The sequence below is a fragment of the Pseudomonas sp. ok266 genome (genome assembly GCF_900110195.1).
In the GTDB taxonomy this organism is placed as follows: domain Bacteria; phylum Pseudomonadota; class Gammaproteobacteria; order Pseudomonadales; family Pseudomonadaceae; genus Aquipseudomonas; species Aquipseudomonas neuropathica.
In genome coordinates this window covers 136,597-163,063 of sequence record NZ_FOCU01000002.1, presented here as the reverse complement: position 1 = coordinate 163,063, position 26,467 = coordinate 136,597, and the positions used below count along the sequence as shown (strand labels likewise).

Below are 26,467 nucleotides of genomic sequence, written 5' to 3'. Positions count from 1 at the left end.
CCTTCGTGAGATGTGCGGGGCTTTTTTATGGCTGAAGATCTAGAGCCCCTCACCCTAGCCCTCTCCCAAAGGGAGAGGGGACTGACCGAGTTGTCTAGCGCTCTACATCGACCTGAGAGAGCTGTGTCGATTATGGATTCAAAACAATACGTTCAAGTCGGCGTAACTCCCGAACATCCCCCAATCAGTCCCCTCTCCCCCTGGGAGAGGGCTAGGGTGAGGGGGTTCTTGATCTTCAGGCAATAAAAAGCCCCGACTCTCACGAGCCGGGGCTTTCGTTTGAAGCGCTACAACGGCTTAGCCGTTGAACACGTCATCCACGCTTTTCAGCGGGTAGTTCTTCGGATACGGCAGGGTCGCCACACCGGTCTCGATCGCGGCCTTGGCCACAGCGTCGGAGATCAAGGTGATCAGACGCTTGTCCATTGGCTTCGGAATGATGTACTCACGGCCGAATTCCAGCGGCGCACCACCGTAGGCATCGCACACGTCCTGAGGGACAGGCAGCTTGGCCAGTTCACGCAGGGCGTTGGCGGCAGCCACTTTCATTTCTTCGTTGATGCGCTTGGCGCGAACGTCCAGAGCACCACGGAAGATGAACGGGAAGCCCAGCACGTTGTTGACCTGGTTCGGGTAGTCCGAACGGCCGGTGGCCATGATCACGTCGCTACGGGTAGCGTGCGCCAGCTCCGGGGAGATTTCCGGATCCGGGTTCGAACAGGCGAACACGATCGGGTTGGCCGCCATCGACAGCAGGCCTTCTGCGCTCAGCAGGTTCGGGCCGGACAGACCGACGAACACGTCAGCGCCTGCCAGTGCGTCAGCCAGGCTGCGCTTCTCGGTGGCGTGAGCGAATACCGCTTTGTACTGGTTCAGGTCGTCACGGCCGGAGTGGATCACACCGGTACGGTCAACCATGAAGATGTTTTCGATACGTGCGCCCATGCTCACCAGCAATTTCATGCAGGAGATGGCAGCAGCGCCGGCGCCCAGGCAGACGATTTTCGCTTCTGGCAGGGTTTTGCCAGCGATTTCCAGGGCGTTGATCATGCCCGCAGCGGTCACGATCGCGGTGCCGTGCTGGTCATCGTGGAAGACCGGAATGTCGCACTGCTCGATCAGAGCACGTTCGATCTCAAAGCACTCTGGCGCCTTGATGTCTTCCAGGTTGATACCGCCGAAAGTGATGGAGATGCGTTTTACGGTATCGATGAAGGCTTGCGGGCTTTCGGAGTCGACTTCGATGTCGAAAACGTCGATGCCGGCGAAGCGCTTGAACAGTACGCCTTTACCTTCCATCACTGGCTTGGAGGCCAATGGGCCGAGGTTGCCCAGACCGAGAATCGCGGTGCCATCGGAAATGACTGCAACCAGGTTGCCCTTGCCGGTGTATTTGTAGGCCAGTTCAGGATCGCGAGCGATCTCACGCACTGGTTCAGCTACGCCGGGGCTGTAGGCCAGCGACAAGTCGCGAGCGGTAGCAGTGGCCTTGGTGAGCTCGACACTCAGCTTCCCTGGACGAGGATTGGCATGATATTCGAGAGCGGCAGTTTTCAGATCAGACATTTTGGCATTCCGCTTTTTACTGTTGGACAGACTGGTCAGCGAGGATACGCGCCTCGCAAAGTCCCCACAAGACTGAGCGGTCACCCCTGTCAAGCGCCCTGCCCTACGACTTTGGGCCAAGAGCCACGGCGCACAAGGGCTGGACTGTTCACAATCGATAGAAAAAATGTCTACAATTTTTCTTCAGCGCAGCGTTTGCAACATCGAAGGATCCGTCAACGGAAGCAGCCAGCGCGACTGGCCGGATTGCAATCCACCGCGCCGGGAACGATCAACGATCCAGCCGCGAGCCTCGATCTGCTTGCCTTTCAATGCCTGCAACCGGGCATTGTCAAATTGTCCGACCAGATTGGGTGCAACGCGCAATACAAGCGAGTCCTGCAACTCGATCCAGATTCCGCCTCGATTGCGCTGAACCTTGCTCACACGCCCACTGATCACGGCGAAACCCGAGCGCTGGATCTGCTCCGCTTTCAGTACAGGTGATTGCCGCCAGAGGCCCAGCCCGGCCTTTCGCGCACTACGTTCGGCGGCTTGCTGACAGGCAACAAGATCAACATTCGGCGCAACCGCGACCTGGAAACCGAGGCCATCGGCGAGCATTTGCGCTTCGAGATTGGCGCCGCTGGTGCTGTAAATATGCGCGAGCGTACGCCCGTAATGGTCTTTGGCTTGCTTGCCGGGGCGCAAACCGACACGTCCGCCGCTGGCATCGACCAGCGCTTGCAGGCGTTTGCGTGCCGCCACGGCGAAGGGTTCGTCGCTGCGGCCCTGCCTGCCCAGCTCAGGCGTGTTGAGGCCGATCATGCGTACGCTGCGACCGTCGCTCAGGCGCAGCGTGTCGCCATCGACCACGCGCTGCACGGTGACGCTGGCCAGTCCCGCAGGCGCCGGACAGAAGGCCTGCGCGCCGGATAGCCAAATCGCAGACACAAAAAAGGCGCCCGCGAGGGACGCCTTTTTCAGCAACGAGGAAAAGCCCACCGGGCCCTTCAACCTTACTCTGCAGCAGCAGGTTTCTTGCCGAAAGCACCGAAACGGTCTGCGAAGCGCTGAACGCGGCCGCCAGTGTCCAGAGTCTTCTGCTTACCGGTGTAGAACGGGTGGCATTCGTTGCAAACGTCGATTGGCAGAGCTTTGCCGAAAGTCGAACGGGTTTCGAACTTGTTGCCACAGCTGCAGGTAACAGCGATGACTGGGTAATTCGGGTGGATATCAGCTTTCATGGTGTCTTCCTCAGCTAGCGTGCCGCCACCCAACACTATTGTTGAATACCGCACGTAATTAGGCCGCGGATTCTACCAGACCTTTTCAAACACGCAAGCTGTCACCGAGACCGACCGTCTGCTAGGCTCCCGGCCCAATACGCGATTCCCAGTGGGAGCGAGCCTGCTCGCGAATGCGTTGTGTCAGTCAATCCTTAAGCGCCTGATACACCGCCTTCGCGAGCAAGCTCGCTCCCACAATTGATCTGCACTCGTCCCTTATTTTGCGTTTATAGAGATCCCCCCGCGTGCCCGACGCCATTCTGCGCCTAGCCCTGCCTTCACCCTTGCGCCGCCTGTTCGACTATCGAGCGCCGGCCGGCGTGCTGCGTGAGCAATTGCAGCCGGGCATGCGCCTGCGAGTGCCGTTCGGTCGACGCGAGATGATCGGGATTCTGGTCGAGGTCACGGACACCAGCGAAGTGCCGGTGGAGAAACTGAAACCAGCGCTGGCCCTGCTCGACGCCACAGCGCCACTGCCACCGGCGCTGTTCAAGCTGTGCCTGTGGACGTCGCAGTATTATCAGCACAGCCTCGGCGACACCCTGAGCTGGGCGCTGCCAGTCCTGCTTCGCCAAGGCGAGCTGGCAGAGGCGCGACAGGAACGTTTCTGGTCGATCGTCCCCGGCGCCAGCCTTGATGATCCGCGCATCGCCCGCGCCCCGCGCCAGCGTGAGGCATTGGCCACTCTGGCTCAGCATCCGCACGGCGTCGCCCATCAGTTGCTGAGCAAACTGATGCTGAGCAAGGACAGCCTTGATCTGCTGCTGGCGAAAAATCTGGTGCAAGTGGAAATCCGCCGGCATGCACCCGGCGTGCGCCATGAGCATTGGCTGGCGCAGCCGGAATTGCCGCTGAACGCCGAACAGCGCGCCGCCTACGAGGCGATCCGCGCCGGCTTCGACAGTTATCACGCGTTCCTGCTGGCCGGGGTCACCGGCAGTGGCAAGACCGAAGTCTATTTGCAACTGATCCGCGAAACCCTCGAAGCCGGCAAACAGGCGCTGGTGCTGATCCCGGAGATCAACCTCGGCCCGCAGACCCTGGCGCGCTTCGAGCAGCGCTTCAATGCGCGCATCGCCCTGCTGCACTCGGCGGTCAATGATCGCGAGCGCCTCGAAGCCTGGCTCGCCGCACGTGATGGCGAGGCCGACATTATTATCGGCACCCGCTCGGCGCTGTTCACGCCGATGAAAAACCCGGGGCTGATCATCATCGATGAAGAGCACGACGGCTCTTATAAACAGCAGGAAGGTTTGCGCTACCACGCCCGTGATCTGGCGCTGGTGCGTGCACGGCAGGAAAACATCCCGATCGTCCTCGGTTCCGCGACGCCATCACTGGAAAGCCTGCACAACGCCTACACCGGCCGTTACGGCCTCCTACGCCTGAATGAACGTGCTGGCGGTGCCAAGCAGCCACGCTTCCTGCGGCTGGATGTGAAAAGCCGTCCACTGGACAGCGGTATTTCCGGGCCGATGCAACAAGCCATCGGCCAGACCCTCGCCAATGGCCAACAGGTGCTGGTGTTCCTCAACCGTCGCGGTTTCGCACCGACGTTGCTCTGCCACGACTGCGGCTGGATGTCCGAGTGTTCGCGCTGCGATGCGCGGATGACCGTGCACCAGCGTTACGGCGAACTGCGCTGCCACCACTGTGGCTACGTCGAGCGCACGCCGCGCCAATGTCCGAAGTGCAACAAGGTCGATCTGCGACCGGTCGGCGCGGGTACTGAGCGCGCCGAGGAACGGCTGGCGATTCTATTCCCTGACTACCCGGTACTGCGCGTCGACCGCGACAGTACCTCGCGCAAGGACGCGATGAATCAACTGTTCGCGACGATTCAGAAGGGCCAGCCGTGCATTCTGGTCGGCACGCAGATGTTGGCCAAGGGTCACCATTTTCCAAGGGTGACGCTGGTGTCGATTCTGGATGCTGACGGCGGTCTGTTCTCCGGCGACTTCCGCGCCAGCGAGCGCATGGCGCAGTTGATCGTGCAGGTCGCAGGTCGTGCCGGGCGAGCGGAGGAACCGGGCAAGGTGATTATCCAGACACACCTCGCTGACCATCCTTTATTGGTGCAACTCACCGAACAGGGCTATTTCGCCTTTGCCGAACAGGCCTTGAGCGAGCGCCGCGCCGCCGGGTTGCCGCCGTTTGCGCATCTGGCGCTGTTGCGTGCTGAAGCGCACAAGCCCGGGCAAGCGGAAGGTTTTCTCGATGAGGCGTGTAGCGAAGCCGAGCGTTTGCTGGCAGAGCAGAACCTGAGCGGGATCGAATTGCTCGGGCCAGTGCCAGCACCGATGGAACGCCGCGCCGGGCGTTATCGCGCGCAGCTGCTGTTGCAGGCGACAGCACGGGCGCCGCTGCATCGGTTGCTGGCCAGTTGGTTGCTGGTGCTGGAGCAGATGCCAAGCGGGCGCGCGGTGCGCTGGTCGCTGGATGTCGATCCCGTCGATTTGTATTGAAGATCAAAAGATCGCCGCCTGCGGCAACTCTTGCAGGAAAACGCCTATCCCCTTGTAGGAGCCGCCGCAGGCGGCGATCTTTTGATCTGAATGTCACCACATATCTATAAGCTGCCTGCTAAGGTTGGCAAGCCCGTCTTCGCAACGGATAATGCCCAGTTTTTCCACCCGCGCATCGATGCGCCCGCCGCGCTTGCGGTCGAAAGAGAAGACCATGAAAGACACCATTCGCCAGCTGATCCAACAAGCCCTCACCCAACTCGTCAACGAAGGTGTGTTGCCTGAAGGCCTGTCGCCGGCGATCCAGGTGGAGAACGCCCGTGACAAGACCCACGGCGACTTCGCCAGCAACATCGCCATGATGCTGGCCAAGCCTGCGGGCATGAAGCCGCGCGATCTGGCGGAAAAAATCATTGCCGCACTGCCTGCCGACGAGAACGTCACCAAGGCCGAAATCGCCGGCCCGGGCTTCATCAATTTCTTCCAGAACACCCAGGCCTTGGCCAACCGCCTCGATGCCGCACTGGCTGATGCTCACATTGGCGTGCGCAAGGCTGGCCCGGCGCAGCGCACCGTGGTCGACCTGTCGGCACCGAATCTGGCCAAAGAGATGCACGTCGGCCACTTGCGCTCGACCATCATCGGTGACGGCGTAGCCCGTGTTCTTGAATTCCTCGGCGACGAAGTGATCCGTCAGAACCACGTCGGCGACTGGGGCACCCAGTTCGGCATGCTGATGGCGTATCTGCAGGAAAACCCGATCACCAGCGATGAGCTGTCGGACCTGGAAAACTTCTACCGCGCCGCCAAGCAGCGTTTCGACGAATCCGCAGAATTCGCCGACCGCGCCCGTGGCCTGGTGGTCAAGTTGCAGGCCGGCGATGCCGAGTGCCTGGCGCTGTGGACCCGGTTCAAGGACATCTCGCTGTCGCACTGCCAGAAGATCTACGAACTGCTCAACGTCAAGCTGACCATGGCCGACGTGATGGGTGAAAGCGCCTACAACGACGACCTGATCAACGTGGTCAACGACTTGAAAGCCGCTGGCATGCTGGTCGAGAGCAACGGCGCCCAGTGCGTGTTCCTCGACGAATTCAAGAATGCTGACGGCGATCCGCTGCCGGTAATCATCGTCAAGGCTGACGGCGGTTACCTGTACGCCACCACTGACCTCGCCGCCGTGCGCTACCGCAGTGGCAAGCTGAAAGCCGACCGCGCACTGTATTTCGTCGACCAGCGTCAGGCCCTGCACTTCCAGCAAGTGTTCGCTGTGGCGCGCAAGGCCGGTTTCGTCACCCATCCGATGGAAATGGAGCACATGGGCTTCGGCACCATGAACGGCGCCGATGGCCGTCCGTTCAAGACCCGTGACGGCGGCACCGTGAAGCTGATCGACCTGCTCACCGAAGCGCAGGAACGCGCCTACAACCTGGTGAAAGAGAAGAACCCGCAACTGGCCGAAGACGAGCTGCGCAACATCGCCAAAGTCGTCGGCATCGGCGCGGTGAAATACGCCGACCTGTCGAAGCACCGCACCAGCGACTACAGCTTCAACTTCGACCTGATGCTGAATTTCGAAGGCAACACCGCGCCGTACCTGCTTTACGCTTACACCCGCGTGGCCGGTGTGTTCCGCAAGCTGGGCAAGGATTTCAGCGAAGTCGACGGTCAGATCGTTCTCGAAGCCGAGCACGAACTTGAGCTGGCGGCGAAACTGGCGCAGTTCGGTGAAGTGCTGAACAACGTGTCCGACAAAGGCACGCCGCACATTCTCTGCACTTATCTGTACGACGTTGCCGGTCTGTTCTCCAGCTTCTACGAGAACTGCCCGATCCTCGCCGCCGAAACCCCGGCCCAGATGCAGAGCCGTCTGCGTCTGGCCGCGCTGACCGGTCGCACCCTCAAGCAAGGCCTGGAGCTGTTGGGTCTGGAAACTCTGGAGCGTATGTAAGTTGGCTGCCAAGAAAAAACCTGCACCCAAGCGTGGCGCCAGCCGTTACCAAGCTCCTGCGAAGCAACCGATTCCGGGTTGGCTGTGGATGGCCATCGGCCTCACGGTCGGCGCGTTCATCGTGTTTCTGATGAAGCTGGAGCCGGGCAAGGGCAGCGACACGGTCAAGCGCGAGAAAGTCGAACAGGCACAACAGCAGAAAGCATCGAAGATCGCCGAGGCCAACAAGACCCCGCCGAGCCCGACGCAACCGGTGAAGCCGAAGTACGACTTCTACACCCTGCTGCCGGAATCGGAAGTGATCGTGCCGCCAGACGCCGTGCCGGAGAAGACGTTGCCGACGCCACAAGTGCCGGCCATCCCGACCACGCCAGTTACTCCGGCGGAAGCAGCGAAGATCGACACCGCACGCGCGCAGGCCGCGCTGGCCGGGATCACCCCACCGCCAGCGCCACCAGTGAGCAAAGCGGCGCCGGTAACCAAGTTCTTCTTGCAGGCCGGATCGTTCCGCAAGGAAACCGATGCCGACAAGGTCCGCGCGCAGATCATTCTGCTCGGTCAGGCGGTGGCGGTTGAGTCCGGCACGGTGAAGGATGAAACCTGGTATCGCGTATTGGTCGGGCCGTTCAGCAACCGTGAGCAACTAACTACTGCACAGAAACAACTGGCTGGCGCCGGCTTCAGCAACCTGTTGTTACAACAACGCCAGAGCCGCTGATTCGCCAAACCACCGCGTCATCGTTCTTCGCGAGCAAGCTCGCTCCCACAGGAATAACGCAGTCCCTGTGGGAGCGAGCCTGCTCGCGAAGGCAATGTTTGCAACACCACATATCCCTGATCAGTCCCCGCCGTTCGTCCCTCCGCATCCTCCCCGGTTGAAATCCTCTCCAGCACCCCCATATGAATGGGCATAAGGCACTTTCGCCCCGCTGTGTGGAGACTCTTCCCTTGACCACCATCGTTTCAGTCCGCCGTCACGGCAAAGTCGTCATGGGCGGCGACGGCCAGGTTTCTCTCGGCAATACCGTGATGAAAGGCAACGCGAAAAAAGTTCGTCGCCTGTACCACGGCCAGGTCATCGCCGGTTTTGCCGGTGCCACCGCCGACGCCTTTACCCTCTTCGAACGTTTCGAAGGCCAACTTGAAAAACATCAGGGCCACCTGGTGCGCGCCGCTGTCGAACTCGCCAAAGAATGGCGCACCGACCGCTCCCTGAGCCGCCTCGAAGCCATGCTCGCGGTCGCCAACAAGGACGCCTCGCTGATCATTACCGGCAACGGTGATGTGGTCGAGCCCGAAGATGGCCTGATCGCCATGGGTTCCGGCGGCGGCTACGCGCAAGCCGCGGCCAGCGCCCTGCTGAAAAAGACCGATCTGTCGGCCCGTGAAATCGTCGAAACCGCTCTCGGTATCGCCGGCGACATCTGTGTATTCACCAACCACACTCAGACCATTGAGGAGCAGGATCTCGCTGAATAAGCCTGACGCGGCCCTGTGCCACGGCTTTTTTCTGCTTGAGGACCGTCAATTATTATGTCCATGACTCCCCGCGAAATCGTCCACGAACTCAACCGCCATATCATCGGCCAGGACGATGCCAAGCGCGCCGTCGCGATTGCCCTGCGCAACCGCTGGCGCCGCATGCAGCTGCCTGAAGAGCTGCGCGTTGAAGTGACCCCGAAGAACATCCTGATGATCGGTCCGACCGGTGTCGGTAAAACCGAGATCGCCCGTCGTCTGGCGAAACTGGCCAACGCACCGTTCATCAAGGTCGAAGCGACCAAGTTCACCGAAGTCGGCTACGTCGGTCGTGACGTCGAATCGATCATCCGTGATCTGGCCGACGCCGCGATCAAGATGCTCCGTGAGCAGGAAATGACCCGCGTGCGCCACCGCGCCGAAGACGCTGCCGAGGATCGTATCCTCGACGCACTGCTGCCGCCGGCCCGCATGGGCTTCAGCAATGAAGAAGCGCCGAGCTCCGATTCCAACACCCGTCAGCTGTTCCGCAAGCGCCTGCGCGAAGGTCAGCTGGATGACAAGGAAATCGAAATCGAAGTCGCCGAAGTGGCCGGCATCGAGATCGCCACGCCGCCTGGCATGGAAGAGATGACCAACCAGTTGCAGTCGCTGTTCGCCAACATGGGCAAGGGCAAAAAGAAAGCGCGCAAGCTCAAGGTCAAAGAAGCGCTGAAGCTGGTGCGCGACGAAGAAGCCGGGCGTCTGGTTAACGAAGAAGAGCTGAAGGCTAAGGCGCTGGAAGCCGTTGAACAGCACGGCATCGTGTTCATCGACGAAATCGACAAAGTCGCCAAGCGCGGTAACGTCGGTGGCGCTGATGTGTCCCGTGAAGGCGTACAGCGCGACCTGCTGCCGTTGATCGAAGGCTGCACCGTCAACACCAAACTGGGCATGGTCAAAACCGACCACATCCTGTTTATCGCCTCCGGTGCGTTCCACCTGAGCAAGCCGAGCGATCTGGTGCCTGAGTTGCAAGGTCGCCTGCCGATCCGCGTTGAACTCAAGGCCCTGAGCCCGTCGGACTTCGAACGCATCCTCAGCGAACCGCATGCCTCGCTGACCGAGCAATATTGCGCGCTGCTGAAAACCGAAGGCCTGAACATCCAATTCCAGCCGGAAGGCATCAAGCGTCTGGCGGAGATCGCCTGGCAGGTCAACGAGAAAACCGAGAACATCGGTGCCCGTCGCTTGCACACGCTGCTTGAGCGTCTGCTCGAAGAGGTTTCGTTCAGTGCCGGCGATCTGGCCAGCACCCACGATGAGAAGCCGATTCTGATCGACGCCGAATACGTCAACAGCCACCTCGGCGAATTGGCGCAGAACGAAGACCTGTCCCGTTATATCCTGTAAGCCATACTTACAGCGGTAGCGGACCCTGTGGGAGCGAGCTTGCTCGCGAAGAGGCCGTGTCAGTCGACATCAATGTTGTCTGACACACCGCTTTCGCGAGCAAGCTCGCTCCCACATTTGCTCAAGGGTCGCCCACACTTCGGACGCCAGCCCATGACTCAAATCCCCACCGACATCAAACTGCACAAAGCCTCGAAGACCCTGACGCTCACCTACGCGTCCGGCGAGGAATACACCCTGCCCGCCGAATTCCTGCGCGTGCACTCCCCCTCCGCCGAGGTCCAGGGCCACGGCAAACCGATCCTGCAATTTGGCAAGATCAACGTCGGTCTGAGCAAGCTGGAACCGGCCGGTCATTACGCACTGAAACTGACCTTCGACGACGGTCACGACAGTGGCTTGTTCACCTGGGATTATCTCTACGAGCTGGGGCGACGTTATGACGCACTCTGGGCCGATTATCTGGCCGAGCTCAAAGCCGCCGGAAAAACCCGCGACCCGAGCGAGTCGATCGTCAAGCTGATGCTCTAGTCCGAGCCTTGCGCTCATTAGTGGGCATTTTCTAAATTCATCTGTTTGAATGCTCTGCTGTGTGGCCGAGGATCGGCCTGCTTGCGAAAAAAATTAAACTCGGGTAACCAATGGAGCTGGCAAGTTCCCTGCAGTGCTCTACGACTGTAAAGCAGCTATGCAGAATTAACGGTCACCCGAGCAGTAGTACCTGGCATTGGCTGTGGAACTGCACAGCAGAAAACCGGGTACTCGTCTCAGGACAATGGAGCGTCGTAGATGAGTAACAAGAATAACGATGACCTGAAGTACCAAGCCTCGGAAAACACCCTGGGGCTTAATCCCGTCGTTGGGCTACGCGGAAAGGATCTGCTGGCCTCTGCTCGTATGGTGCTGAAACAGGCCATCAAACAACCGATCCATAGCGTCAGGCACGTCACCCATTTCGGCCTCGAACTGAAGAACGTGCTGTTCGGCAAATCCGAACTGCAACCGGCAGGCGATGACCGTCGCTTCGCTGATCCTGCGTGGAGCCAGAACCCGCTCTACAAACGTTATCTGCAAACTTACCTGGCGTGGCGCAAGGAACTTCATGCCTGGATCGATGACAGCAGCCTCTCACCCAAAGACATCGCCCGCGGCCACTTCGTCATCAACCTGATGACTGAGGCCATGGCCCCGACCAACACGGCGGCCAACCCCGCAGCAGTCAAACGTTTCTTCGAAACCGGCGGCAAAAGCCTGCTCGACGGCCTCTCGCATCTGGCCAAGGATCTGGTGCACAACGGCGGCATGCCGAGTCAGGTCAACATGGGCGCGTTCGAAGTCGGCAAAAGCCTCGGCGTGACCGAAGGTGCGGTGGTGTTTCGCAACGACGTGCTGGAACTGATCCAGTACAAGCCGATCACCGAGCAAGTCCACGAGCGCCCATTGCTGGTGGTGCCACCGCAGATCAACAAGTTCTACGTATTCGATTTGAGCCCGGACAAGAGTCTGGCGCGCTTTTGCCTGCGCAATAACGTGCAGACGTTCATCGTCAGCTGGCGCAACCCGACCAAGGCCCAGCGTGAGTGGGGCCTGTCGACATATATCGATGCGCTGAAAGAAGCGGTCGATGTGGTCACCGCGATCACCGGCAGCAAAGACGTGAACATGCTCGGCGCCTGCTCCGGCGGCATCACCTGCACCGCCCTGCTCGGCCACTACGCGGCGATCGGCGAGAAGAAGGTCAATGCCCTGACGCTGCTGGTCAGCGTGCTCGACACGACGCTGGACAGCGACGTCGCCCTGTTCGTCGACGAGCAGACCCTGGAGACCGCCAAGCGCCACTCGTATCAGGCCGGCGTGCTTGAAGGCAAAGACATGGCCAAGGTCTTCGCCTGGATGCGCCCCAATGATCTGATCTGGAACTACTGGGTCAACAACTACCTGCTCGGCAACGAGCCGCCGGTGTTCGACATCCTGTTCTGGAACAACGACACCACCCGGTTGCCCGCCGCGTTCCACGGTGACCTGATCGAGATGTTCAAAAACAACCCACTGATTCGCCCGAATGCACTGGAAGTGTGCGGCACGCCGATCGACCTCAAGCAGGTCACCGCCGATATCTTCTCGCTGGCCGGCACCAACGACCACATCACCCCGTGGAAGTCCTGCTACAAGTCGGCGCAGCTGTTTGGCGGCAAGGTCGAGTTCGTGTTGTCGAGCAGCGGGCATATCCAGAGCATTCTGAACCCGCCGGGCAACCCGAAATCGCGCTACATGACCGGCGAGGAGATGGCCGCCAATGCCGATGAGTGGCAAGAGAACTCGACCAAGCACACCGATTCCTGGTGGCTGTACTGGCAGGCGTGGCAGGCCGAGCGCTCGGGCAACCTGAAAAAGGCCCCGCTGAAACTGGGCAACAAGGCGTATCCGGCGGGTGAAGCCTCGCCGGGCACTTATGTACATGAGCGGTAAAACCTGTGGGAGCGAGCTTGCTCGCGGTAGCGTCGTGTCAGTCACCATCAATGCTGAATGATTGATCGCATTCGCGAGCAAGCTCGCTCCCACAGTTATAAATTTGAGAAACAGACTCCATCCACAGGGCCTGACGCATGCCGCAACCGTTCATATTCCGTACCGTCGATCTGGATGGTCAAACCCTCCGCACGGCGGTGCGCCCCGGCAAGCCTCACTTGACGCCCTTGCTGATTTTCAACGGCATTGGCGCCAACCTGGAGCTGGTATTTCCGTTTGTCGCGGCGCTGGACCCGGATCTGGAAGTGATCGCCTTTGACGTGCCCGGTGTCGGCGGCTCCTCGACGCCGAACCGGCCATATCGTTTTCCCGGTCTGGCCAAGCTGACGTCGCGCATGCTCGATTATCTCGACTACGGGCAGGTCAACGTCATCGGCGTGTCGTGGGGCGGCGCACTCGCGCAGCAGTTCGCCTACGACTACCCCGAGCGCTGCAAGAAGTTGGTGCTGGCGGCGACCGCGGCCGGCGCAGTAATGGTGCCGGGCAAGCCAAAAGTGCTGTGGATGATGGCCAGTCCGCGGCGCTACATTCAGCCGTCCCACGTGATCCGTATCGCCCCGCTGATCTATGGTGGCTCGTTCCGTCGCGACCCGACGCTGGCGGCCAGCCACGCGGCGAAAGTGCGTTCGGCGGGCAAGCTCGGTTATTACTGGCAACTGTTCGCCGGCCTCGGCTGGACCAGCATTCACTGGCTGCACAAGATCCATCAGCCGACGCTGGTGCTGGCCGGCGACGACGATCCGCTGATCCCGCTGATCAACATGCGCATGCTCGCCTGGCGCATTCCCAACGCGCAACTGCACATCATCGACGACGGCCACCTGTTCCTGATTACCCGCGCCGAAGCTGTGGCGCCGATCATCATGAAATTCCTCCAGGAGGAACGTCAGCGGGCGGTGATGCACCCGCATCCGACACCGCTCGGCGGCTAACCCCGGCGGCAGGCTTTATGCAGGCCTTTAGTAAAGAGTGCGCGGCAGGACGCCGCGCAGGCAGCAACCCGTAACAGCGTCTATGGTGTTCTGGTTCGGTGAGTTTGTTTTTGGCCTGAAGACGAAGGAGTGTTGAGTCATGCGCGACAAACCAGCGACGGGCGTAGTGCCCAGCCCCGCCGTGTTCATCAACGCACAAAGTGCGATCACCGGCCTGCGTGGCCGGGACCTGATCTCGACCTTGCGCAGTGTGGCAGCCCATGGCCTGCGTAACCCGATCCACAGTGCGAAGCACGCGTTGAAACTCGGCGGTCAATTGGGCCGCGTGCTGCTCGGCGAAACCCTGCACCCGACCAATCCGAACGACAGCCGTTTCGCTGACCCGGCGTGGAGCCTCAATCCGTTCTACCGGCGCAGCCTGCAGGCCTATCTGGCCTGGCAAAAACAGGTCAAAAGCTGGATCGATGAAAGCAACATGAGCGATGACGATCGCGCCCGCGCGCATTTCGCCTTCACCCTGCTCAACGACGCTGTGGCGCCGTCGAACACCTTGCTCAACCCGCTGGCGGTCAAGGAGCTGTTCAACTCCGGTGGGCACAGTCTGGTACGCGGCCTCAGTCATTTGTTCGATGACTTGCTGCACAACGACGGCCTGCCACGTCAGGTGACCAAACAGGCTTTCGAGGTCGGCAAGACCGTGGCCACCACCACCGGCTCGGTGGTGTTTCGCAACGATTTGCTTGAGCTGATCCAGTATCGACCGATGAGCGAAAAGCAGTACGCCAAGCCGCTGCTGGTGGTGCCGCCGCAAATCAACAAGTACTACATTTTCGACCTCAGCCCACACAACAGCTTCGTCCAGTACGCACTGAAAAACGGCCTGCAAACCTTCATGATCAGTTGGCGCAACCCGGATGTACGCCATCGTGAATGGGGCCTGTCGACGTATGTCGAGGCGGTGGAAGAGGCGATGAACATCTGCCGGGCGATCACCGGTGCCCGCGAGGTCAACTTGATGGGCGCCTGCGCTGGCGGCCTGACCATCGCCGCCCTGCAAGGGCATTTGCAGGCCAAGCGGCAACTGCGCCGCGTCTCCAGTGCGACCTACCTGGTCAGCCTGCTCGACAGCCAGATCGAAACTCCGGCCACCCTCTTCGCTGATGAACAAACTCTCGAAGCCGCCAAACGCCGCTCGTACCAGAAAGGCGTGCTCGACGGGCGCGACATGGCCAAGGTCTTCGCCTGGATGCGCCCCAACGATTTGATCTGGAGCTACTTCGTCAACAATTACCTGCTGGGCAAAGAGCCGCCGGCCTTCGACATCCTCTATTGGAACAACGACAACACGCGCTTGCCCGCCGCGTTTCACGGCGACTTGCTGGACTTCTTCAAGCACAACCCACTGACCCATCCGGGCGGGCTGGAAGTGTGCGGCACGCCGATCGACCTGCAGAAAGTCACCGTGGACAGCTTCAGCGTCGCCGGCATGAACGACCACATCACGCCGTGGGATGCGGTGTATCGCTCAACCCTGCTGCTCGGTGGCGAACGGCGTTTCGTGCTGTCCAACAGCGGCCACGTGCAGAGCATTCTCAACCCGCCGAGCAACCCGAAAGCTGCCTATATCGAGAACGGCAAGATGAGCAGCGACCCGCGTGCCTGGTACTACGATGGTAAACACGTCGATGGCAGTTGGTGGCCGCAGTGGCTGGAGTGGATTCAACAGCGCTCCGGCGCCCAGCACGAAACCACGTTTACCCTCGGCAACCCGAACTATCCACCGATGGAGGCAGCGCCCGGTACTTACGTGCGTGTGCGCTGACGCTTAACCGAACTTTTCTAAGAAGACTGGATGAAAACCCGCGACCGGATTCTCGAATGTGCTTTGCAACTGTTCAACGAAAAGGGCGAGCCGAACGTCTCCACCATGGAGGTGGCGAACGAAATGGGGATCAGCCCGGGCAATCTCTACTACCACTTCCATGGCAAGGAACCGCTGATTCTCGGCTTGTTCGAACGCTTCCAGAGTGAACTGGCGCCACTGCTCGATCCGCCCTCGGATGTGGAACTGGCGCCGGAAGATTACTGGCTGTTTTTGCATTTGATCGTCGAGCGGCTGGCGCAGTACCGCTTCCTGTTCCAGGACCTGTCGAACCTGGCCGGGCGCTTGCCGAAGCTGGCCAAGGGCATTCGCCATTTGCTCAATGCACTGAAGCGCACACTGGCGTCGTTGCTCGCGCGGTTGAAGGCTTCGGGACAGTTGGTCAGTGATACGCAGGCGTTGGGGCAACTGGTGGAGCAGATCACCATGACGTTGCTGTTTTCGCTGGATTATCAGCGGATTCTGGATCGTGAGGGTGAGGTCAGGTTGGTTGTGTACCAGATCATGATGCTGGTGGCGCCGCATTTGCTGCCGCCGGTGAAAGTCGCGACCGAAAGGATGGCTCTGCAATACCTTGAAGATCACGACTGAAATCAAAAGCCCCTCACCCTAGCCCTCCCGAAACGTCGGACCGCCCGGAGGGAGAGGGGACTGATTGGGGGATGCTGATGAGCTACACCGACCTGAAAGGGTTTTGTTGAATCCATAATCGACTCGATCGTTCAGGTCGACGTACGACGCAAGACACCTCGTTCGGCGCCCTCTCCCTCTGGGAGAGGGCTGGGGTGAGGGGCGGCCTTGAAATGCACAAACAAAAACGCCCGACCTTCACAGGCCGGGCGTTTTGTTTTGCCCTGAAAAATCAGGACTGACTGGTTGGCGTCGACGGGGTCGATGCAGCAGTCGGGGTGGCCGCCGGAATCGGTGCTGCGGCGGAATTCGACGCACTCACCGGAGCTGCCGGAGCGGCAGGTTTGGCTGCAGCAGGTGCGGCCGGTTTCGGCGCAGCGGCTTTCGGCGCGGCCGGTTTTTTCACTGCCGGTTTTTTCGCCGCAGCAGGTTTCGCAGCAGGTTTCGCTGCAGGCTTGGCAGCCGGTTTGGCGGCAGCAGTTTTCGCTGCTGGCTTGGCGGCGGGTTTCGCTGCAGTTTTGGCCGCAGGTTTAGCTGCCGGCTTGGCAGCGGCTTTGGCGGCAACCGGTTTGGCTGCGGCTTTGGCTGCGGGCTTGGCGGCGGCGGTTTTCGCTGCTGGCTTGGCCGCGGCTTTAGCAGCAGGTTTAGCTGCCGCTTTGGCCAGTGGCTTGGCAGCCGACTTGGCTGCTGGTTTGGCCGCAGCCGTTTTCGCGGCCGGTTTTGCCGCAGCGGTTTTCGCCGCCACCGGTTGGGTTTTCAGACCGGTGAGTTTTTCGATCTGCTTGGTCAAGGTTTCCACCTTGCTATGCAGTGCTTTGACCTCATTGCGGCTCGGTACACCCAAGCGCGAAATTGCGCTGTTCAGGCGCTTGTCGAAAGCCCCTTCCAGCTCGTCCCATTTGCCCAGTGCGCGATCTTTCACGCCGCTGATGCGCGACTTGGCCGAAGAAGCGGAATCCTTGGCAGCGTCGACTTTTTTGCCGACTGCGGATTTGGTGAGCTTCTCGGCTTTCTCGCCGTCTTTGACCAATGTATCGAAGAGCTTGCTGCCGTCAGTGTCGATCTTCGAGTACACGCCTAAACCAGCCAGCCAGATTTTGCGGGAGTAGTCTTCGACTTTCCCGATCCACGAGCTGCCTTCTTTATCGGTGTTCTTTTTACCAGCCATCCCGTTCTCCTTAAGATTTACGCGCGACGCGTTCGAGCAATGCCGTCAGCTCATCGAGCTTAGCAGAGAGTGTCTCAACGTCATGTTTAGACGGAATGCCGATACGATTCAAGGCGCTTGCTACACGGGAGTCGAACGCCTTCTCGACCTTGTCGAGCTGAACTTCGACACGACCTTTGAACGAGCTGACTTCGCTCTTGGCTTCATCGATCTCGGCGTTGGCCGCTTCGAGTTTTTCGGTGACGGCTTTTTTGCCTTTCTTTTCAACAGTTTGACCAGCCTTGATCAGCTCTTGAAAGTAGTCGCTGCCCTCTTGGCCGACCTTGGCGTAGGCACCCAGGCCTGCCAGCCAGATCTTGCGGGCATAGGATTTGACGTCGCTCAGAGCAGAAGTCGAAGCGTCGATTTTTTTCTTCAAAATGACTTTGGCCATGGTGCACCTCACGCGCAGAAGGTTTGAGGAACTGCCCGCGAAAGTGTCGGGCTCAGGCACAAAGTAAGGAGATAAATTAGAAACGGCACCCTAACAACTGACATAAAAGCTCGGGTGCAGCGCAAAAAAATGTAGGAGTGAGCCTGCTCGCGATAGCGGTCTTTCAATCAAATTTCTGGTGACTGACAGACCGCTATCGCGAGCAGGCTCACTCCTACAGGGGACCGTATTTCAGACCAACGCTTTATCGAGGGCCTTCTCGATCTCGGCTTTGATCATGCCGCTCATGGCCGACATCATGATGCCCAACTCCACATCGACCTTGATCGAATCGTCCGCCACATGCACCGCGCCTTTCACGCCCGAGCGCTTGAGGTTCAGGGTATCGCCGGACCATTGCGGCTCCAGGCCATATTGATCGGAGAGTTTTTGCGCCAGCTTGTCGGCCTTCTCGCGGGCGGCTTCCTTACCCAGGTTGTGGGCACGCTCAACAGTGATTTTGGCCATTGCATGACTCCTGATTTAAAAAGATGTGTCGGTAAATCTTGACCGCCGCTGCGGCAAATCGTCCCGAAGGTTGCCCATCTTACCTTTAGCCATTCCAAGACAAAGCATGGCTTGGGGATTAGAATGTCGCGCATTCTCTTTTGGTGACAGCGATATGACTGATCAGCGCAAAGGCAGCGATGCCGAACCCACCACTCACTTCGGCTTCAAAAACGTTCCGGAAAGCCAGAAAGCGGAAAAAGTCGCTGAAGTTTTCCACTCGGTAGCCGCGAAATACGACTTGATGAACGACCTTCTGTCGGGCGGCATGCACCGCCTGTGGAAGCGTTTCGCGATCGAACTGTCGGGCGTACGCAGCGGTAACCGCGTGCTGGATATCGCCGGCGGTACCGGTGACCTGACCAAAAAGTTCTCGCACCTGGTCGGCCCGACCGGTCAGGTGGTATTGGCCGACATCAACGAATCGATGCTCAAGGTCGGCCGTGACCGCCTGCTCGATCTGGGTGTCGCCGGCAACGTCGAATTCGTTCAGGCGGACGCGGAAAAACTGCCGTTCCCGGACAACCACTTCGACTGCGTGACCATCGCCTTCGGCCTGCGCAACGTGACGCATAAAGAAGACGCCCTGCGCTCGATGCTGCGTGTGCTCAAGCCCGGCGGTCGTCTGCTGGTGCTGGAATTCTCCAAACCGACCAACGCGCTGATGTCGAAAGCCTACGACGCTTATTCGTTCGCCTTCATGCCGCTGATGGGCAAGCTGATCACCAACGACTCGGAAAGCTATCGCTACCTGGCCGAATCGATCCGCATGCATCCGAATCAGGAAACCCTGAAGTCGATGATGGTCGACGCCGGTTTCGACCGCGTGACCTATCACAACATGACCGCAGGCATCGTCGCCCTGCACCGTGGCATCAAGCCCTGATGTTGCTCACCGGGCTGCTCGCCAGCGTTGAACTCGGCCTCAACCGGGTGCTGCGTCTCGACAGCACGGCGCTGCCGCGGCTGGCGCATTTGACCGGCAAGGTGATTGCCGTCGACTGCCGCAGCCCGGCGCTGCAACTGTTCATCCTGCCGAGCGACGAAGGTTTGATGCTGGCCTCGCACTGGGAAACCGGCGTCGACTGCACCCTGCGTGCGCCGGCCTCGAGCCTGATCAAACTGGCCGTGAGCAAAGACAAGACCGCGGTGCTGCACGCCCCGGAAGTCGAACTCGATGGCGACAGTGGCGTGCTGCTGGAGCTGGCCGGTGTGCTGCAAGACCTGGAGCTGGACTGGGAGTACGAACTCTCGCGCTGGCTCGGCCCGGTCGCCACGCAACTGGTCGGTGGCCATCTGCGCAGCCGCGCACGCTGGTATCAACAAGGATTTGCCAGCCTCAACCAGAACCTCGCCGAATACCTCGCCGAAGAATCGCGCACCCTCGTCGGGCAGCGCGAAGCCGAAGCGCGATTCAGCGAACTGGACCGGATCAAACTTGATCTGGAACGTCTCGAGGCGCGTTTCGAGCGCCTTTCCCGATCCCTCGACCCAAGCGATAACGCATGAAGCTGCTTGCCGTCCGCCGTCTGTTGCGCATCCAGCGCGTCGTGATCCGCTACCGCCTCGATGACCTGCTGTTCGATCTGCCGCTGCCCTGGTTTCTCCTGGCGCTGCGCTACGTGCTGCCGTGGCGCTGGTTCCCGCGCAAGCCGCTGGACCTGAGCCGGGGCGCGCGTCTGCGCTTGGCGTTGCAGGATCTCGGGCCGATTTTCATCAAGTTCGGGCAGATTCTTTCGACCCGCCGCGACCTGCTGCCGGAAGACATCGCCGATGAGCTGATGCTGTTGCAGGACCGCGTGCCGCCGTTCGACTCGCAGCTGTCGATCAAGCTGATCGAAGAACAGCTCGGCAAGAAGATCAGCGACGTGTTCAGCCGTTTCGACGTCGAACCGCTGGCCTCGGCCTCGGTGGCGCAGGTGCATGCCGCGCAGTTGAAAACCGGCGAAGAAGTCGTGGTCAAAGTGATCCGCCCGGGCCTGAAGCCGATCATTGCGCAGGATCTGGCGTGGCTGTTCATCCTCGCCCGTGCTGCCGAAAAACTCTCGGCCGACGCGCGTCTGCTGCACCCGGTCGACGTGGTCCAGGACTACGAAAAAACCATCTACGACGAACTCGATCTGCTGCGCGAGGCGGCCAACGCCAGCCAGTTGAAGCGTAACTTCGAAGGTTCGCCGCTGCTCTACGTGCCGCAAGTCTATTGGGACTGGTGCCGGCCGAAAGTGCTGGTGATGGAGCGCATCTACGGCATCCAGGTCACCGATCTGGCGACCCTCGCCGACCAGCGCACCGACATGAAAATGCTTGCCGAACGCGGTGTGGAGATTTTCTTCACCCAAGTTTTCCGCGACAGTTTCTTTCACGCCGACATGCACCCGGGCAACATCTTCGTCAGCACCGTCAATCCTTGGAGTCCGCAGTACATCGCGATCGATTGCGGCATCGTCGGCAGCCTGACCCCGGAAGACCAGGATTATCTGGCGCGCAACCTGTTCGCCTTCTTCAAGCGTGACTACCGCCGTGTGGCGCAACTGCACATCGATTCGGGCTGGGTGCCGGCGGAAACCAAACTCAACGAATTCGAAGCGGCGATCCGCACTGTGTGCGAACCGATCTTCGAAAAACCGTTAAAAGATATTTCATTTGGCCAGGTGCTGATGCGCCTGTTCCAGACCGCACGGCGCTTCAACATGGAAGTGCAGCCGCAACTGGTGCTGCTGCAAAAGACCCTGCTGAACATTGAAGGCCTCGGCCGTCAGCTGTACCCGGATCTGGATCTGTGGAACACCGCGCAGCCGTTCCTCGAACGCTGGATGCGCGAGCGCGTCAGCCCGAAAGCCTTGCTGGGCAACGTGCAGAGCCAGTTCGAACAACTGCCGCACCTGGCGAATATGGCCCGTGATCTGCTCGAACGCATGTCGCAGCCGCACGCCTACGACCCGCCGCCACCGTGGCACAAACGCAAGGACGACTGGTTCCTGCGCCTGCTCGGTTGCGCGCATCTGGCCGGCGGGGTGATCCTCGCCCTCGGTGGCCCGCTGCACGAATTGGGGCATTGGCCGGCTGGGATCATGGTGGCAGTCGGCTTGTATCTGGTCGTTCGCCGATAGCCAGTTTCGTGATCGGCTGGCACACTGTTTCAATGCCTGAACCCGACTATTGAAGTGTGGGGTTCGCTGTCGGAGTCGAAGATGAAAAACTGGCTGGACGAGATCAAATGGGACGCTGATGGCCTGGTGCCGGCGATTGCCCAGGATCACAAGACCGGACGCGTGCTGATGATGGCCTGGATGAACCGCGAAGCGCTCGAACTGACCGCTGCGGAAAACCGTGCAATCTACTGGTCACGTTCCCGTGGCAAGCTGTGGCGCAAGGGCGAAGAGTCCGGCCATGTACAGACCTTGCATGAGATGCGTCTGGACTGTGACGCCGACGTGATCATCCTGATGGTTGAACAGATCGGCGACATCGCTTGCCATACCGGCCGTCAAAGCTGCTTTTACCGTGTCTTCGAAAACGGCGACTGGAAAACCGTCGACCCGGTTCTGAAAGACCCGCACGCCATTTATTCCGCAGGACACAAACATGAGTGACACCCTGACCCGCCTCGCTCAGGTACTTGAAGAGCGCAAAGGCGCAGCCGCCGATAGCTCCTATGTAGCTAGTCTGTATCACAAGGGTTTGAACAAGATTCTGGAGAAAGTCGGCGAAGAGTCGGTCGAAACCATTATTGCCGCCAAGGATGCCGCCATCAGCGGCGACTGCAGCGACGTGATCTACGAGACCGCTGACCTGTGGTTCCACAGCATGGTCATGCTCGCCCAACTGGGGCAGCATCCGCAGGCCGTGCTGGATGAACTGGATCGCCGCTTCGGCCTGTCCGGACACGTCGAGAAAGCCTCGCGTCCGTCCGCCTGAACAATTTTTAGAGAGGAACAGCAACATGGGCATTTTTGACTGGAAACACTGGATCGTCATTCTGGTTGTCGTGGTGCTGGTGTTCGGCACCAAGAAACTGAAAAACCTCGGCACCGACGTTGGCGAGTCGATCAAGGGCTTCCGCAAAGCCATGAACGACGATGAAAAACCGGCTGCCGATCCAACCGTGACGCCTGCGCAACCGGTGCCACCGGTGCAGCCGCAGGCCACCGCTCAGGCCAACCCGCCGCACACCATCGACGTGCAGGCGCAAAAAGTCGAAGAGCCGATCCGCAAAGACGTGTGAGCACTGACTAATGTTTGGTATCAGCTTCTCTGAACTGCTGCTCGTCGGCCTCGTCGCCCTGCTGGTGCTGGGCCCCGAGCGTCTGCCGGGCGCTGCGCGCACCGCTGGCCTGTGGGTCGGACGGCTGAAGCGCAGCTTCAACGCGATCAAACAGGAAGTTGAACGTGAAATCGGTGCCGACGAGATCCGTCGGCAACTGCACAACGAGCACATTCTGTCGCTGGAGCAGGAAGCGCGGAAGATTTTCAATCCGGTCCAGCAAGAGCCGGCGCCGGTTGAAGTTGAACATGTCGGGCAGCAGACGATTCATGCGCCAGCTGCACCCGTTGCGCCAGCACCGACACCTGCACCTGCACCTGCACCTACTGCCGTTGTAGCGCCGACAGAACCGGTGGCCGCAGAAACTTCGGTTGAACACGTGTCCCCAACCGCCGCGCCGATCACACCAGCGCCTCACGACCCAACATTGCCGCCGCGAGCCCCATGAGCGATCTCCCCGAAAACGACCAGCACATGCCGCTGGTTTCGCACCTCACCGAGTTGCGCACCCGCCTGCTGCGTTGTGTGGCGGCGATCTTCATCATCTTCGCCGGGCTGTTTGCGTTCACCCAGCAGATCTATACCTTTGTCTCGACCCCGCTGCGCCAGTACCTGCCGGTCGGCGCGACGATGATCGCCACCGACGTGTCGTCGCCGTTCCTGACGCCGCTGAAGCTGACGATGATGGTTTCGCTGTTCCTCGCGATCCCGGTGATCCTGCATCAGATCTGGGGCTTTATCGCGCCGGGCCTGTACAAACACGAGAAGCGCATTGCGGTGCCGCTGCTGGTCTCCAGCATTCTGCTGTTCTACACCGGCATGGCGTTCGCCTATTACTTCGTGTTCCCGCTGATCTTCAAGTTCTTCGCTGCCGCCACCCCGGCCGGCGTGGAAATGATGACCGACATCGCCAGTTACCTCGATTTCGTCATGACGCTGTTCTTCGCCTTCGGCGTGGCGTTCGAGATCCCGGTGGCTGTGGTGCTGCTGGTGTGGATCGGCGTGGTCGACGTCAAATACCTGAAGAAAATCCGCCCTTACGTGATCATCGGCTGCTTCGTGGTCGGCATGATCCTGACGCCGCCGGATATCTTCTCGCAGACTCTGCTGGCCGTGCCGATGTGGATGTTGTTTGAAATCGGCATTCTGTTCGGTGGTTTGATCAGCAAGCGCGAACGTCCGGAAGAGAACCCGGCCGACGACCACAACGACCAGCCGCCAGCGACCCAGGCATGAACCTGCTGTTGCTCGAAGAGGCCGATTTCATTGCGGCCGACCGCGTGGTGCTGCGTGATCGCCGCTTGACCCACATGCAGGAAGTCCACCGCTCGGAAGTCGGTGACAGCCTGCGCGTTGGCCGTATCAACGGGCTGATGGGTTCGGCTGAGCTGCTGCGCCTCGAAGCAGGTGAAGCCGAGCTGCGCGTCAGCCTCGATCAGCCACCACCAGCCAAGCTGCCGCTGACCTTGGTACTCGCTCTGCCACGCCCGAAGATGCTCCGTCGGGTGTTTCAGACCGTGGCGACCATGGGCGTGCCGAAGGTGATCCTGGTCAACAGCTATCGGGTCGAGAAGAGTTTTTGGCAGACGCCGTTTCTGGAACCTGAAGCGATTCGAGAGCAACTGATCCTCGGCCTCGAACAGGCCCGCGACACCGTGCTGCCGGAAATCATCATCGAAAAGCGCTTCAAGCCTTTCGTGGAAGACCGGTTGCCGGCGATCACCGACGGTACCCTCGGTCTGGTCGGCCACCCCGGCAACTATCCGCCGTGCCCACGCGCCTTGAGCGAACCGGTGACGTTGGCCATCGGCCCCGAAGGTGGCTGGATTCCTTACGAAATCGACCTGCTGGCCAAGTCCGGTCTGCAACCGGTGCAACTGGGCGAGCGCATCCTGCGCGTCGAAACCGCCGTCACCGCCCTGCTCGCCCGGCTCTTCTGATTCTGCGCATCGGATAAATGGTGTTACAGATTGCCATCACCCGGCCGATAACCTCTCCATAAGTCCAATTAGTGGTCGGGGAGTCGTCGCATGTACCGTTGGTTAGCCGAGAGTCTTGGAAACGTCAGCGTCAAACGCAAGCTGGGAATCGGTTTCGGCCTGGTGCTGTTGCTGACACTGTTGATCACCTTTACCGGCTGGACTGGCATGAGCGGTATTATCAGCCGCGGTGACAAGCTCGGTTTTATCTCCAGTCTCAACGAACTGACCAAGGACCTGCGCCTCGCGCGTCTGGACTACGAAGCGCGCCGTGGCGAACAAGGTCCGGGCGTGGTCAACGACCTGCTCGGCAAACTCGACAGCGGCCTGCAAACCGCGCGCAGCCTGATTGAACAGCCGTCCGACGCGGCGATGGTCGATCAACAACTGGCCGCCGTTGCCGAATACAAACGCGCTTTTGCCGACATGACCCAAGCCACCGTGCAGCGCGAAGACGCCCGCAGCAAGCTCGGCGCCAGTGCCGACAATGCCGTGGCGAAAGTCGCCGAAGTGGAAAAATCCATGCTGGCGGGTGACAGCGTCGCGCAATTCAACAGCGTGATCGAGCTGAGCAAACTGCTGCAGCAAGCCCGCTACCAAGTGCGCGGCTACACCTACAGCGGCAAGGCCGAAGCCGAGCAACCAGCGCTCGACGCCATCGACAACGCCCTGAAAAACCTCGACAGCCTGCCGGCGAAATTGCCGGAGCAGCACATCGCCAACCTGCAACAGGCTACCGCCTCGATCAAAGCCTATCGCGCAGCAGTTGCGCAGTTCCGCGACTCGCAGGTCAACAATGCCAAGGCCGCCGCGCGCATGTCGACGCAGGGCGACATCCTTATCGACGTCAGCAAGAAACTCACTGAATCGCAGACCATCGTTCGTGACACCGATGCCGCCCACGCCAAAAACATGCTGATCATCGCCACCTTGCTCGCCGTGGCTTTCGGCTTGCTTGCCGCCTGGGCAATCACCCGGCAGATCATCATCCCGCTGAACCAGACCCTGAAAGTCGCCGAGCGCGTGGCTGCCGGCGACCTGACCCACAACCTGGTTTCCCAGCGTCGCGACGAACTCGGCCAATTGCAGCGCTCGATGCAGAGCATGACCCAAGGCCTGCGTGAACTGGTCGGCGGGATCAGCGATGGCGTCACCCAGATCGCCAGCGCCGCTGAAGAACTCTCGGCGGTGACCGAGCAGACCAGCGCCGGGGTCAACAATCAGAAAATCGAGACCGACCAGGTCGCCACGGCCATGAACGAAATGGCCGCCACCGTGCAGGAAGTCGCGCGTAACGCCGAAGAAGCTTCCGAGGCCGCCGTGGCAGCCGACCAACAGGCTCGCGAAGGCGACAAAGTGGTGGGCGAAGCGATCGCGCAGATCGAGCGGCTGGCCGCTGAAGTCGGTCACTCGACCGAAGCCATGGGTGAACTGAAGCGCGAAAGCGACAAGATCGGCAGCGTCCTCGACGTGATCAAGTCGGTAGCGCAACAAACCAACCTGCTGGCCCTCAACGCCGCCATCGAAGCCGCGCGTGCCGGTGAAGCCGGACGTGGTTTCGCGGTAGTTGCCGACGAGGTGCGCAGCCTCGCCCAGCGCACGCAAAAATCCACCGAAGAAATCGAAGAACTTATCGTCGGCCTGCAAAACGGCACCCAGCAAGTGGCAACGATCATGGACAACAGCCGCACCCTGACCGACAGCAGCGTTGAGCTGACCCGCCGTGCCGGTGGTTCGCTGGAAAGCATCACCCGTACCGTGTCGGCGATTCAGGCGATGAACCAGCAGATTGCGGCAGCGGCCGAGCAGCAGAGCGCGGTGGCGGAAGAGATCAACCGTAGCGTGCTGAATGTGCGGGACGTGTCGGATCAGACATCGGCGGCGAGTGAAGAGACGGCGGCGTCCAGCGTTGAGCTGGCGCGGTTGGGGACGCATCTGCAGATGCTGGTGGGGCGGTTCAAGGTTTGAGGTGATCCGAAAACC

The 26,467-nt window shown here is 60.3% G+C and carries 27 protein-coding genes and 1 pseudogene; 21 read left to right on the top strand and 7 right to left on the bottom strand.

Annotation, left to right across the window (positions count from 1 at the left end; all coding sequences use genetic code 11):
* Positions 1-297: 297 nt before the first annotated feature.
* The 3 genes from BMY54_RS04320 to rpmE form a co-directional block, all read right to left on the bottom strand.
* The gene (locus BMY54_RS04320; RefSeq protein WP_090280412.1) at positions 298-1,566 is read right to left on the bottom strand and encodes a malic enzyme-like NAD(P)-binding protein; all 1,269 of its coding nucleotides are present in this window, start codon (positions 1,564-1,566) and stop codon (positions 298-300) included.
* Between the two features lie 183 nt (positions 1,567-1,749).
* Entirely contained in the window at positions 1,750-2,550 is an 801-nt protein-coding gene (locus BMY54_RS04315; protein ID WP_093430343.1) for a thermonuclease family protein, read from the bottom strand.
* A gap of 14 nt (positions 2,551-2,564) precedes the next feature.
* Complete coding sequence (gene rpmE / locus BMY54_RS04310) at positions 2,565-2,792, bottom strand: 50S ribosomal protein L31 (protein ID WP_016984589.1); 228 nt, start codon at positions 2,790-2,792, stop codon at positions 2,565-2,567.
* Positions 2,793-3,079: 287 nt separating this feature from the next.
* Here rpmE and BMY54_RS04305 point away from each other — a divergent pair, with 287 nt between their 5' ends.
* Complete coding sequence (locus tag BMY54_RS04305; protein ID WP_093430074.1) at positions 3,080-5,299, top strand: primosomal protein N'; 2,220 nt, start codon at positions 3,080-3,082, stop codon at positions 5,297-5,299.
* A gap of 93 nt (positions 5,300-5,392) precedes the next feature.
* Here the strand turns inward: BMY54_RS04305 and BMY54_RS30795 are convergent, their stop codons facing one another.
* The gene (locus BMY54_RS30795; RefSeq protein ID WP_256573801.1) at positions 5,393-5,515 is read right to left on the bottom strand and encodes a hypothetical protein; all 123 of its coding nucleotides are present in this window, start codon (positions 5,513-5,515) and stop codon (positions 5,393-5,395) included.
* On the opposite strand from BMY54_RS30795, the gene argS reads away from it, so the two are divergent.
* The 9 genes from argS to BMY54_RS04260 all read left to right on the top strand — a co-directional run bounded on the left by argS (position 5,514) and on the right by BMY54_RS04260 (position 16,055).
* A complete protein-coding gene (gene argS / locus BMY54_RS04300) occupies positions 5,514-7,250 on the top strand; it encodes an arginine--tRNA ligase (protein ID WP_093430073.1) in 1,737 nt (578 codons plus the stop codon). The genes BMY54_RS30795 and argS overlap by 2 nt on opposite strands.
* 1 nt (position 7,251) lies before the next feature.
* The gene (locus BMY54_RS04295; RefSeq protein WP_007909385.1) at positions 7,252-7,968 is read left to right on the top strand and encodes an SPOR domain-containing protein; all 717 of its coding nucleotides are present in this window, start codon (positions 7,252-7,254) and stop codon (positions 7,966-7,968) included.
* Between the two features lie 230 nt (positions 7,969-8,198).
* The gene (gene hslV / locus BMY54_RS04290; protein ID WP_016984593.1) at positions 8,199-8,729 is read left to right on the top strand and encodes an ATP-dependent protease subunit HslV; all 531 of its coding nucleotides are present in this window, start codon (positions 8,199-8,201) and stop codon (positions 8,727-8,729) included.
* A gap of 54 nt (positions 8,730-8,783) precedes the next feature.
* Complete coding sequence (hslU, locus tag BMY54_RS04285; protein ID WP_064388878.1) at positions 8,784-10,121, top strand: ATP-dependent protease ATPase subunit HslU; 1,338 nt, start codon at positions 8,784-8,786, stop codon at positions 10,119-10,121.
* 153 nt (positions 10,122-10,274) lie between these two features.
* On the top strand, positions 10,275-10,652 hold the full coding sequence (locus BMY54_RS04280; protein WP_093430072.1) for a gamma-butyrobetaine hydroxylase family protein: 378 nt from the start codon (positions 10,275-10,277) through the stop codon (positions 10,650-10,652).
* Between the two features lie 258 nt (positions 10,653-10,910).
* Positions 10,911-12,590 (top strand): class II poly(R)-hydroxyalkanoic acid synthase, encoded by a 1,680-nt coding sequence (gene phaC / locus BMY54_RS04275; RefSeq protein ID WP_093430071.1) that lies wholly within the window; start codon positions 10,911-10,913, stop codon positions 12,588-12,590.
* Between the two features lie 137 nt (positions 12,591-12,727).
* On the top strand, positions 12,728-13,582 hold the full coding sequence (gene phaZ / locus BMY54_RS04270) for a poly(3-hydroxyalkanoate) depolymerase (protein WP_034152967.1): 855 nt from the start codon (positions 12,728-12,730) through the stop codon (positions 13,580-13,582).
* A gap of 139 nt (positions 13,583-13,721) precedes the next feature.
* Complete coding sequence (gene phaC, locus BMY54_RS04265) at positions 13,722-15,404, top strand: class II poly(R)-hydroxyalkanoic acid synthase (protein ID WP_093430070.1); 1,683 nt, start codon at positions 13,722-13,724, stop codon at positions 15,402-15,404.
* 30 nt (positions 15,405-15,434) lie between these two features.
* Positions 15,435-16,055: a TetR/AcrR family transcriptional regulator gene (locus BMY54_RS04260; RefSeq protein WP_093430069.1), complete on the top strand. Its 621-nt coding sequence runs from the start codon at positions 15,435-15,437 to the stop codon at positions 16,053-16,055.
* Positions 16,056-16,326: 271 nt separating this feature from the next.
* Here the strand turns inward: BMY54_RS04260 and BMY54_RS04255 are convergent, their stop codons facing one another.
* The 3 genes from BMY54_RS04255 to BMY54_RS04245 all read right to left on the bottom strand — a co-directional run bounded on the left by BMY54_RS04255 (position 16,327) and on the right by BMY54_RS04245 (position 18,202).
* Positions 16,327-17,262, bottom strand: a complete 936-nt coding sequence (locus tag BMY54_RS04255) for a phasin family protein (protein ID WP_093430068.1) — start codon at positions 17,260-17,262, stop codon at positions 16,327-16,329.
* A gap of 10 nt (positions 17,263-17,272) precedes the next feature.
* On the bottom strand, positions 17,273-17,695 hold the full coding sequence (locus BMY54_RS04250) for a phasin family protein (protein ID WP_034152971.1): 423 nt from the start codon (positions 17,693-17,695) through the stop codon (positions 17,273-17,275).
* Between the two features lie 231 nt (positions 17,696-17,926).
* A complete protein-coding gene (locus BMY54_RS04245; protein WP_093430067.1) occupies positions 17,927-18,202 on the bottom strand; it encodes a polyhydroxyalkanoic acid system family protein in 276 nt (91 codons plus the stop codon).
* 154 nt (positions 18,203-18,356) lie between these two features.
* On the opposite strand from BMY54_RS04245, the gene ubiE reads away from it, so the two are divergent.
* The 11 genes and pseudogenes from ubiE to BMY54_RS31190 all read left to right on the top strand — a co-directional run bounded on the left by ubiE (position 18,357) and on the right by BMY54_RS31190 (position 26,452).
* A complete protein-coding gene (gene ubiE, locus BMY54_RS04240; RefSeq protein WP_008080626.1) occupies positions 18,357-19,127 on the top strand; it encodes a bifunctional demethylmenaquinone methyltransferase/2-methoxy-6-polyprenyl-1,4-benzoquinol methylase UbiE in 771 nt (256 codons plus the stop codon).
* Positions 19,127-19,750, top strand: coding sequence for a ubiquinone biosynthesis accessory factor UbiJ (locus tag BMY54_RS04235; RefSeq protein WP_007909360.1), 624 nt, complete (start codon positions 19,127-19,129; stop codon positions 19,748-19,750). The genes ubiE and BMY54_RS04235 overlap by 1 nt, the downstream gene beginning before the upstream one ends.
* On the top strand, positions 19,747-21,351 hold the full coding sequence (gene ubiB, locus BMY54_RS04230; protein WP_016984603.1) for a ubiquinone biosynthesis regulatory protein kinase UbiB: 1,605 nt from the start codon (positions 19,747-19,749) through the stop codon (positions 21,349-21,351). The genes BMY54_RS04235 and ubiB overlap by 4 nt, the downstream gene beginning before the upstream one ends.
* Before the next feature lie 81 nt (positions 21,352-21,432).
* Complete coding sequence (hisI, locus tag BMY54_RS04225) at positions 21,433-21,834, top strand: phosphoribosyl-AMP cyclohydrolase (protein WP_007909357.1); 402 nt, start codon at positions 21,433-21,435, stop codon at positions 21,832-21,834.
* Positions 21,827-22,159 (top strand): phosphoribosyl-ATP diphosphatase, encoded by a 333-nt coding sequence (locus tag BMY54_RS04220; RefSeq protein WP_003220849.1) that lies wholly within the window; start codon positions 21,827-21,829, stop codon positions 22,157-22,159. Before hisI ends, BMY54_RS04220 begins: the two co-directional genes overlap by 8 nt.
* Positions 22,160-22,184: 25 nt before the next feature.
* On the top strand, positions 22,185-22,466 hold the full coding sequence (locus BMY54_RS04215; protein WP_003220847.1) for a twin-arginine translocase TatA/TatE family subunit: 282 nt from the start codon (positions 22,185-22,187) through the stop codon (positions 22,464-22,466).
* A gap of 10 nt (positions 22,467-22,476) precedes the next feature.
* Positions 22,477-22,953, top strand: a complete 477-nt coding sequence (gene tatB / locus BMY54_RS04210; protein WP_093430066.1) for a Sec-independent protein translocase protein TatB — start codon at positions 22,477-22,479, stop codon at positions 22,951-22,953.
* Positions 22,950-23,741 carry a twin-arginine translocase subunit TatC gene (tatC, locus tag BMY54_RS04205; protein ID WP_093430065.1) on the top strand — a complete coding sequence of 264 codons (792 nt, stop codon included), beginning with the start codon at positions 22,950-22,952 and terminating at the stop codon, positions 23,739-23,741. Before tatB ends, tatC begins: the two co-directional genes overlap by 4 nt.
* Entirely contained in the window at positions 23,738-24,445 is a 708-nt protein-coding gene (locus tag BMY54_RS04200; RefSeq protein WP_093430064.1) for a 16S rRNA (uracil(1498)-N(3))-methyltransferase, read from the top strand. The genes tatC and BMY54_RS04200 overlap by 4 nt, the downstream gene beginning before the upstream one ends.
* Before the next feature lie 90 nt (positions 24,446-24,535).
* Positions 24,536-25,597, top strand: a pseudogene (locus tag BMY54_RS31195) (methyl-accepting chemotaxis protein); the annotation flags it as partial.
* Complete coding sequence (locus BMY54_RS31190; RefSeq protein ID WP_371748299.1) at positions 25,580-26,452, top strand: methyl-accepting chemotaxis protein; 873 nt, start codon at positions 25,580-25,582, stop codon at positions 26,450-26,452. The pseudogene BMY54_RS31195 and the gene BMY54_RS31190, both read left to right, overlap by 18 nt.
* The last annotated feature ends 15 nt before the right edge of the window (positions 26,453-26,467 follow it).

Excerpts from the sequence above, each read along its gene's own strand:
- BMY54_RS04320 (WP_090280412.1), bottom strand. The coding sequence starts at position 1,566 with ATGTCTGATCTGAAAACTGCCGCTCTCGAATATCATGCCAATCCTCGT.
- rpmE (WP_016984589.1), bottom strand. The coding sequence starts at position 2,792 with ATGAAAGCTGATATCCACCCGAATTACCCAGTCATCGCTGTTACCTGC.
- argS (WP_093430073.1), top strand. The coding sequence starts at position 5,514 with ATGAAAGACACCATTCGCCAGCTGATCCAACAAGCCCTCACCCAACTC.
- BMY54_RS30795 (WP_256573801.1), bottom strand. The coding sequence starts at position 5,515 with ATGGTCTTCTCTTTCGACCGCAAGCGCGGCGGGCGCATCGATGCGCGG.
- hslU (WP_064388878.1), top strand. The coding sequence starts at position 8,784 with ATGTCCATGACTCCCCGCGAAATCGTCCACGAACTCAACCGCCATATC.
- BMY54_RS04280 (WP_093430072.1), top strand. The coding sequence starts at position 10,275 with ATGACTCAAATCCCCACCGACATCAAACTGCACAAAGCCTCGAAGACC.
- phaC (WP_093430071.1), top strand. The coding sequence starts at position 10,911 with ATGAGTAACAAGAATAACGATGACCTGAAGTACCAAGCCTCGGAAAAC.
- phaZ (WP_034152967.1), top strand. The coding sequence starts at position 12,728 with ATGCCGCAACCGTTCATATTCCGTACCGTCGATCTGGATGGTCAAACC.
- phaC (WP_093430070.1), top strand. The coding sequence starts at position 13,722 with ATGCGCGACAAACCAGCGACGGGCGTAGTGCCCAGCCCCGCCGTGTTC.
- BMY54_RS04260 (WP_093430069.1), top strand. The coding sequence starts at position 15,435 with ATGAAAACCCGCGACCGGATTCTCGAATGTGCTTTGCAACTGTTCAAC.
- BMY54_RS04255 (WP_093430068.1), bottom strand. The coding sequence starts at position 17,262 with ATGGCTGGTAAAAAGAACACCGATAAAGAAGGCAGCTCGTGGATCGGG.
- BMY54_RS04250 (WP_034152971.1), bottom strand. The coding sequence starts at position 17,695 with ATGGCCAAAGTCATTTTGAAGAAAAAAATCGACGCTTCGACTTCTGCT.
- BMY54_RS04245 (WP_093430067.1), bottom strand. The coding sequence starts at position 18,202 with ATGGCCAAAATCACTGTTGAGCGTGCCCACAACCTGGGTAAGGAAGCC.
- ubiE (WP_008080626.1), top strand. The coding sequence starts at position 18,357 with ATGACTGATCAGCGCAAAGGCAGCGATGCCGAACCCACCACTCACTTC.
- BMY54_RS04235 (WP_007909360.1), top strand. The coding sequence starts at position 19,127 with ATGTTGCTCACCGGGCTGCTCGCCAGCGTTGAACTCGGCCTCAACCGG.
- ubiB (WP_016984603.1), top strand. The coding sequence starts at position 19,747 with ATGAAGCTGCTTGCCGTCCGCCGTCTGTTGCGCATCCAGCGCGTCGTG.
- hisI (WP_007909357.1), top strand. The coding sequence starts at position 21,433 with ATGAAAAACTGGCTGGACGAGATCAAATGGGACGCTGATGGCCTGGTG.
- BMY54_RS04220 (WP_003220849.1), top strand. The coding sequence starts at position 21,827 with ATGAGTGACACCCTGACCCGCCTCGCTCAGGTACTTGAAGAGCGCAAA.
- BMY54_RS04215 (WP_003220847.1), top strand. The coding sequence starts at position 22,185 with ATGGGCATTTTTGACTGGAAACACTGGATCGTCATTCTGGTTGTCGTG.
- tatB (WP_093430066.1), top strand. The coding sequence starts at position 22,477 with ATGTTTGGTATCAGCTTCTCTGAACTGCTGCTCGTCGGCCTCGTCGCC.
- tatC (WP_093430065.1), top strand. The coding sequence starts at position 22,950 with ATGAGCGATCTCCCCGAAAACGACCAGCACATGCCGCTGGTTTCGCAC.
- BMY54_RS04200 (WP_093430064.1), top strand. The coding sequence starts at position 23,738 with ATGAACCTGCTGTTGCTCGAAGAGGCCGATTTCATTGCGGCCGACCGC.
- BMY54_RS31190 (WP_371748299.1), top strand. The coding sequence starts at position 25,580 with ATGCAGAGCATGACCCAAGGCCTGCGTGAACTGGTCGGCGGGATCAGC.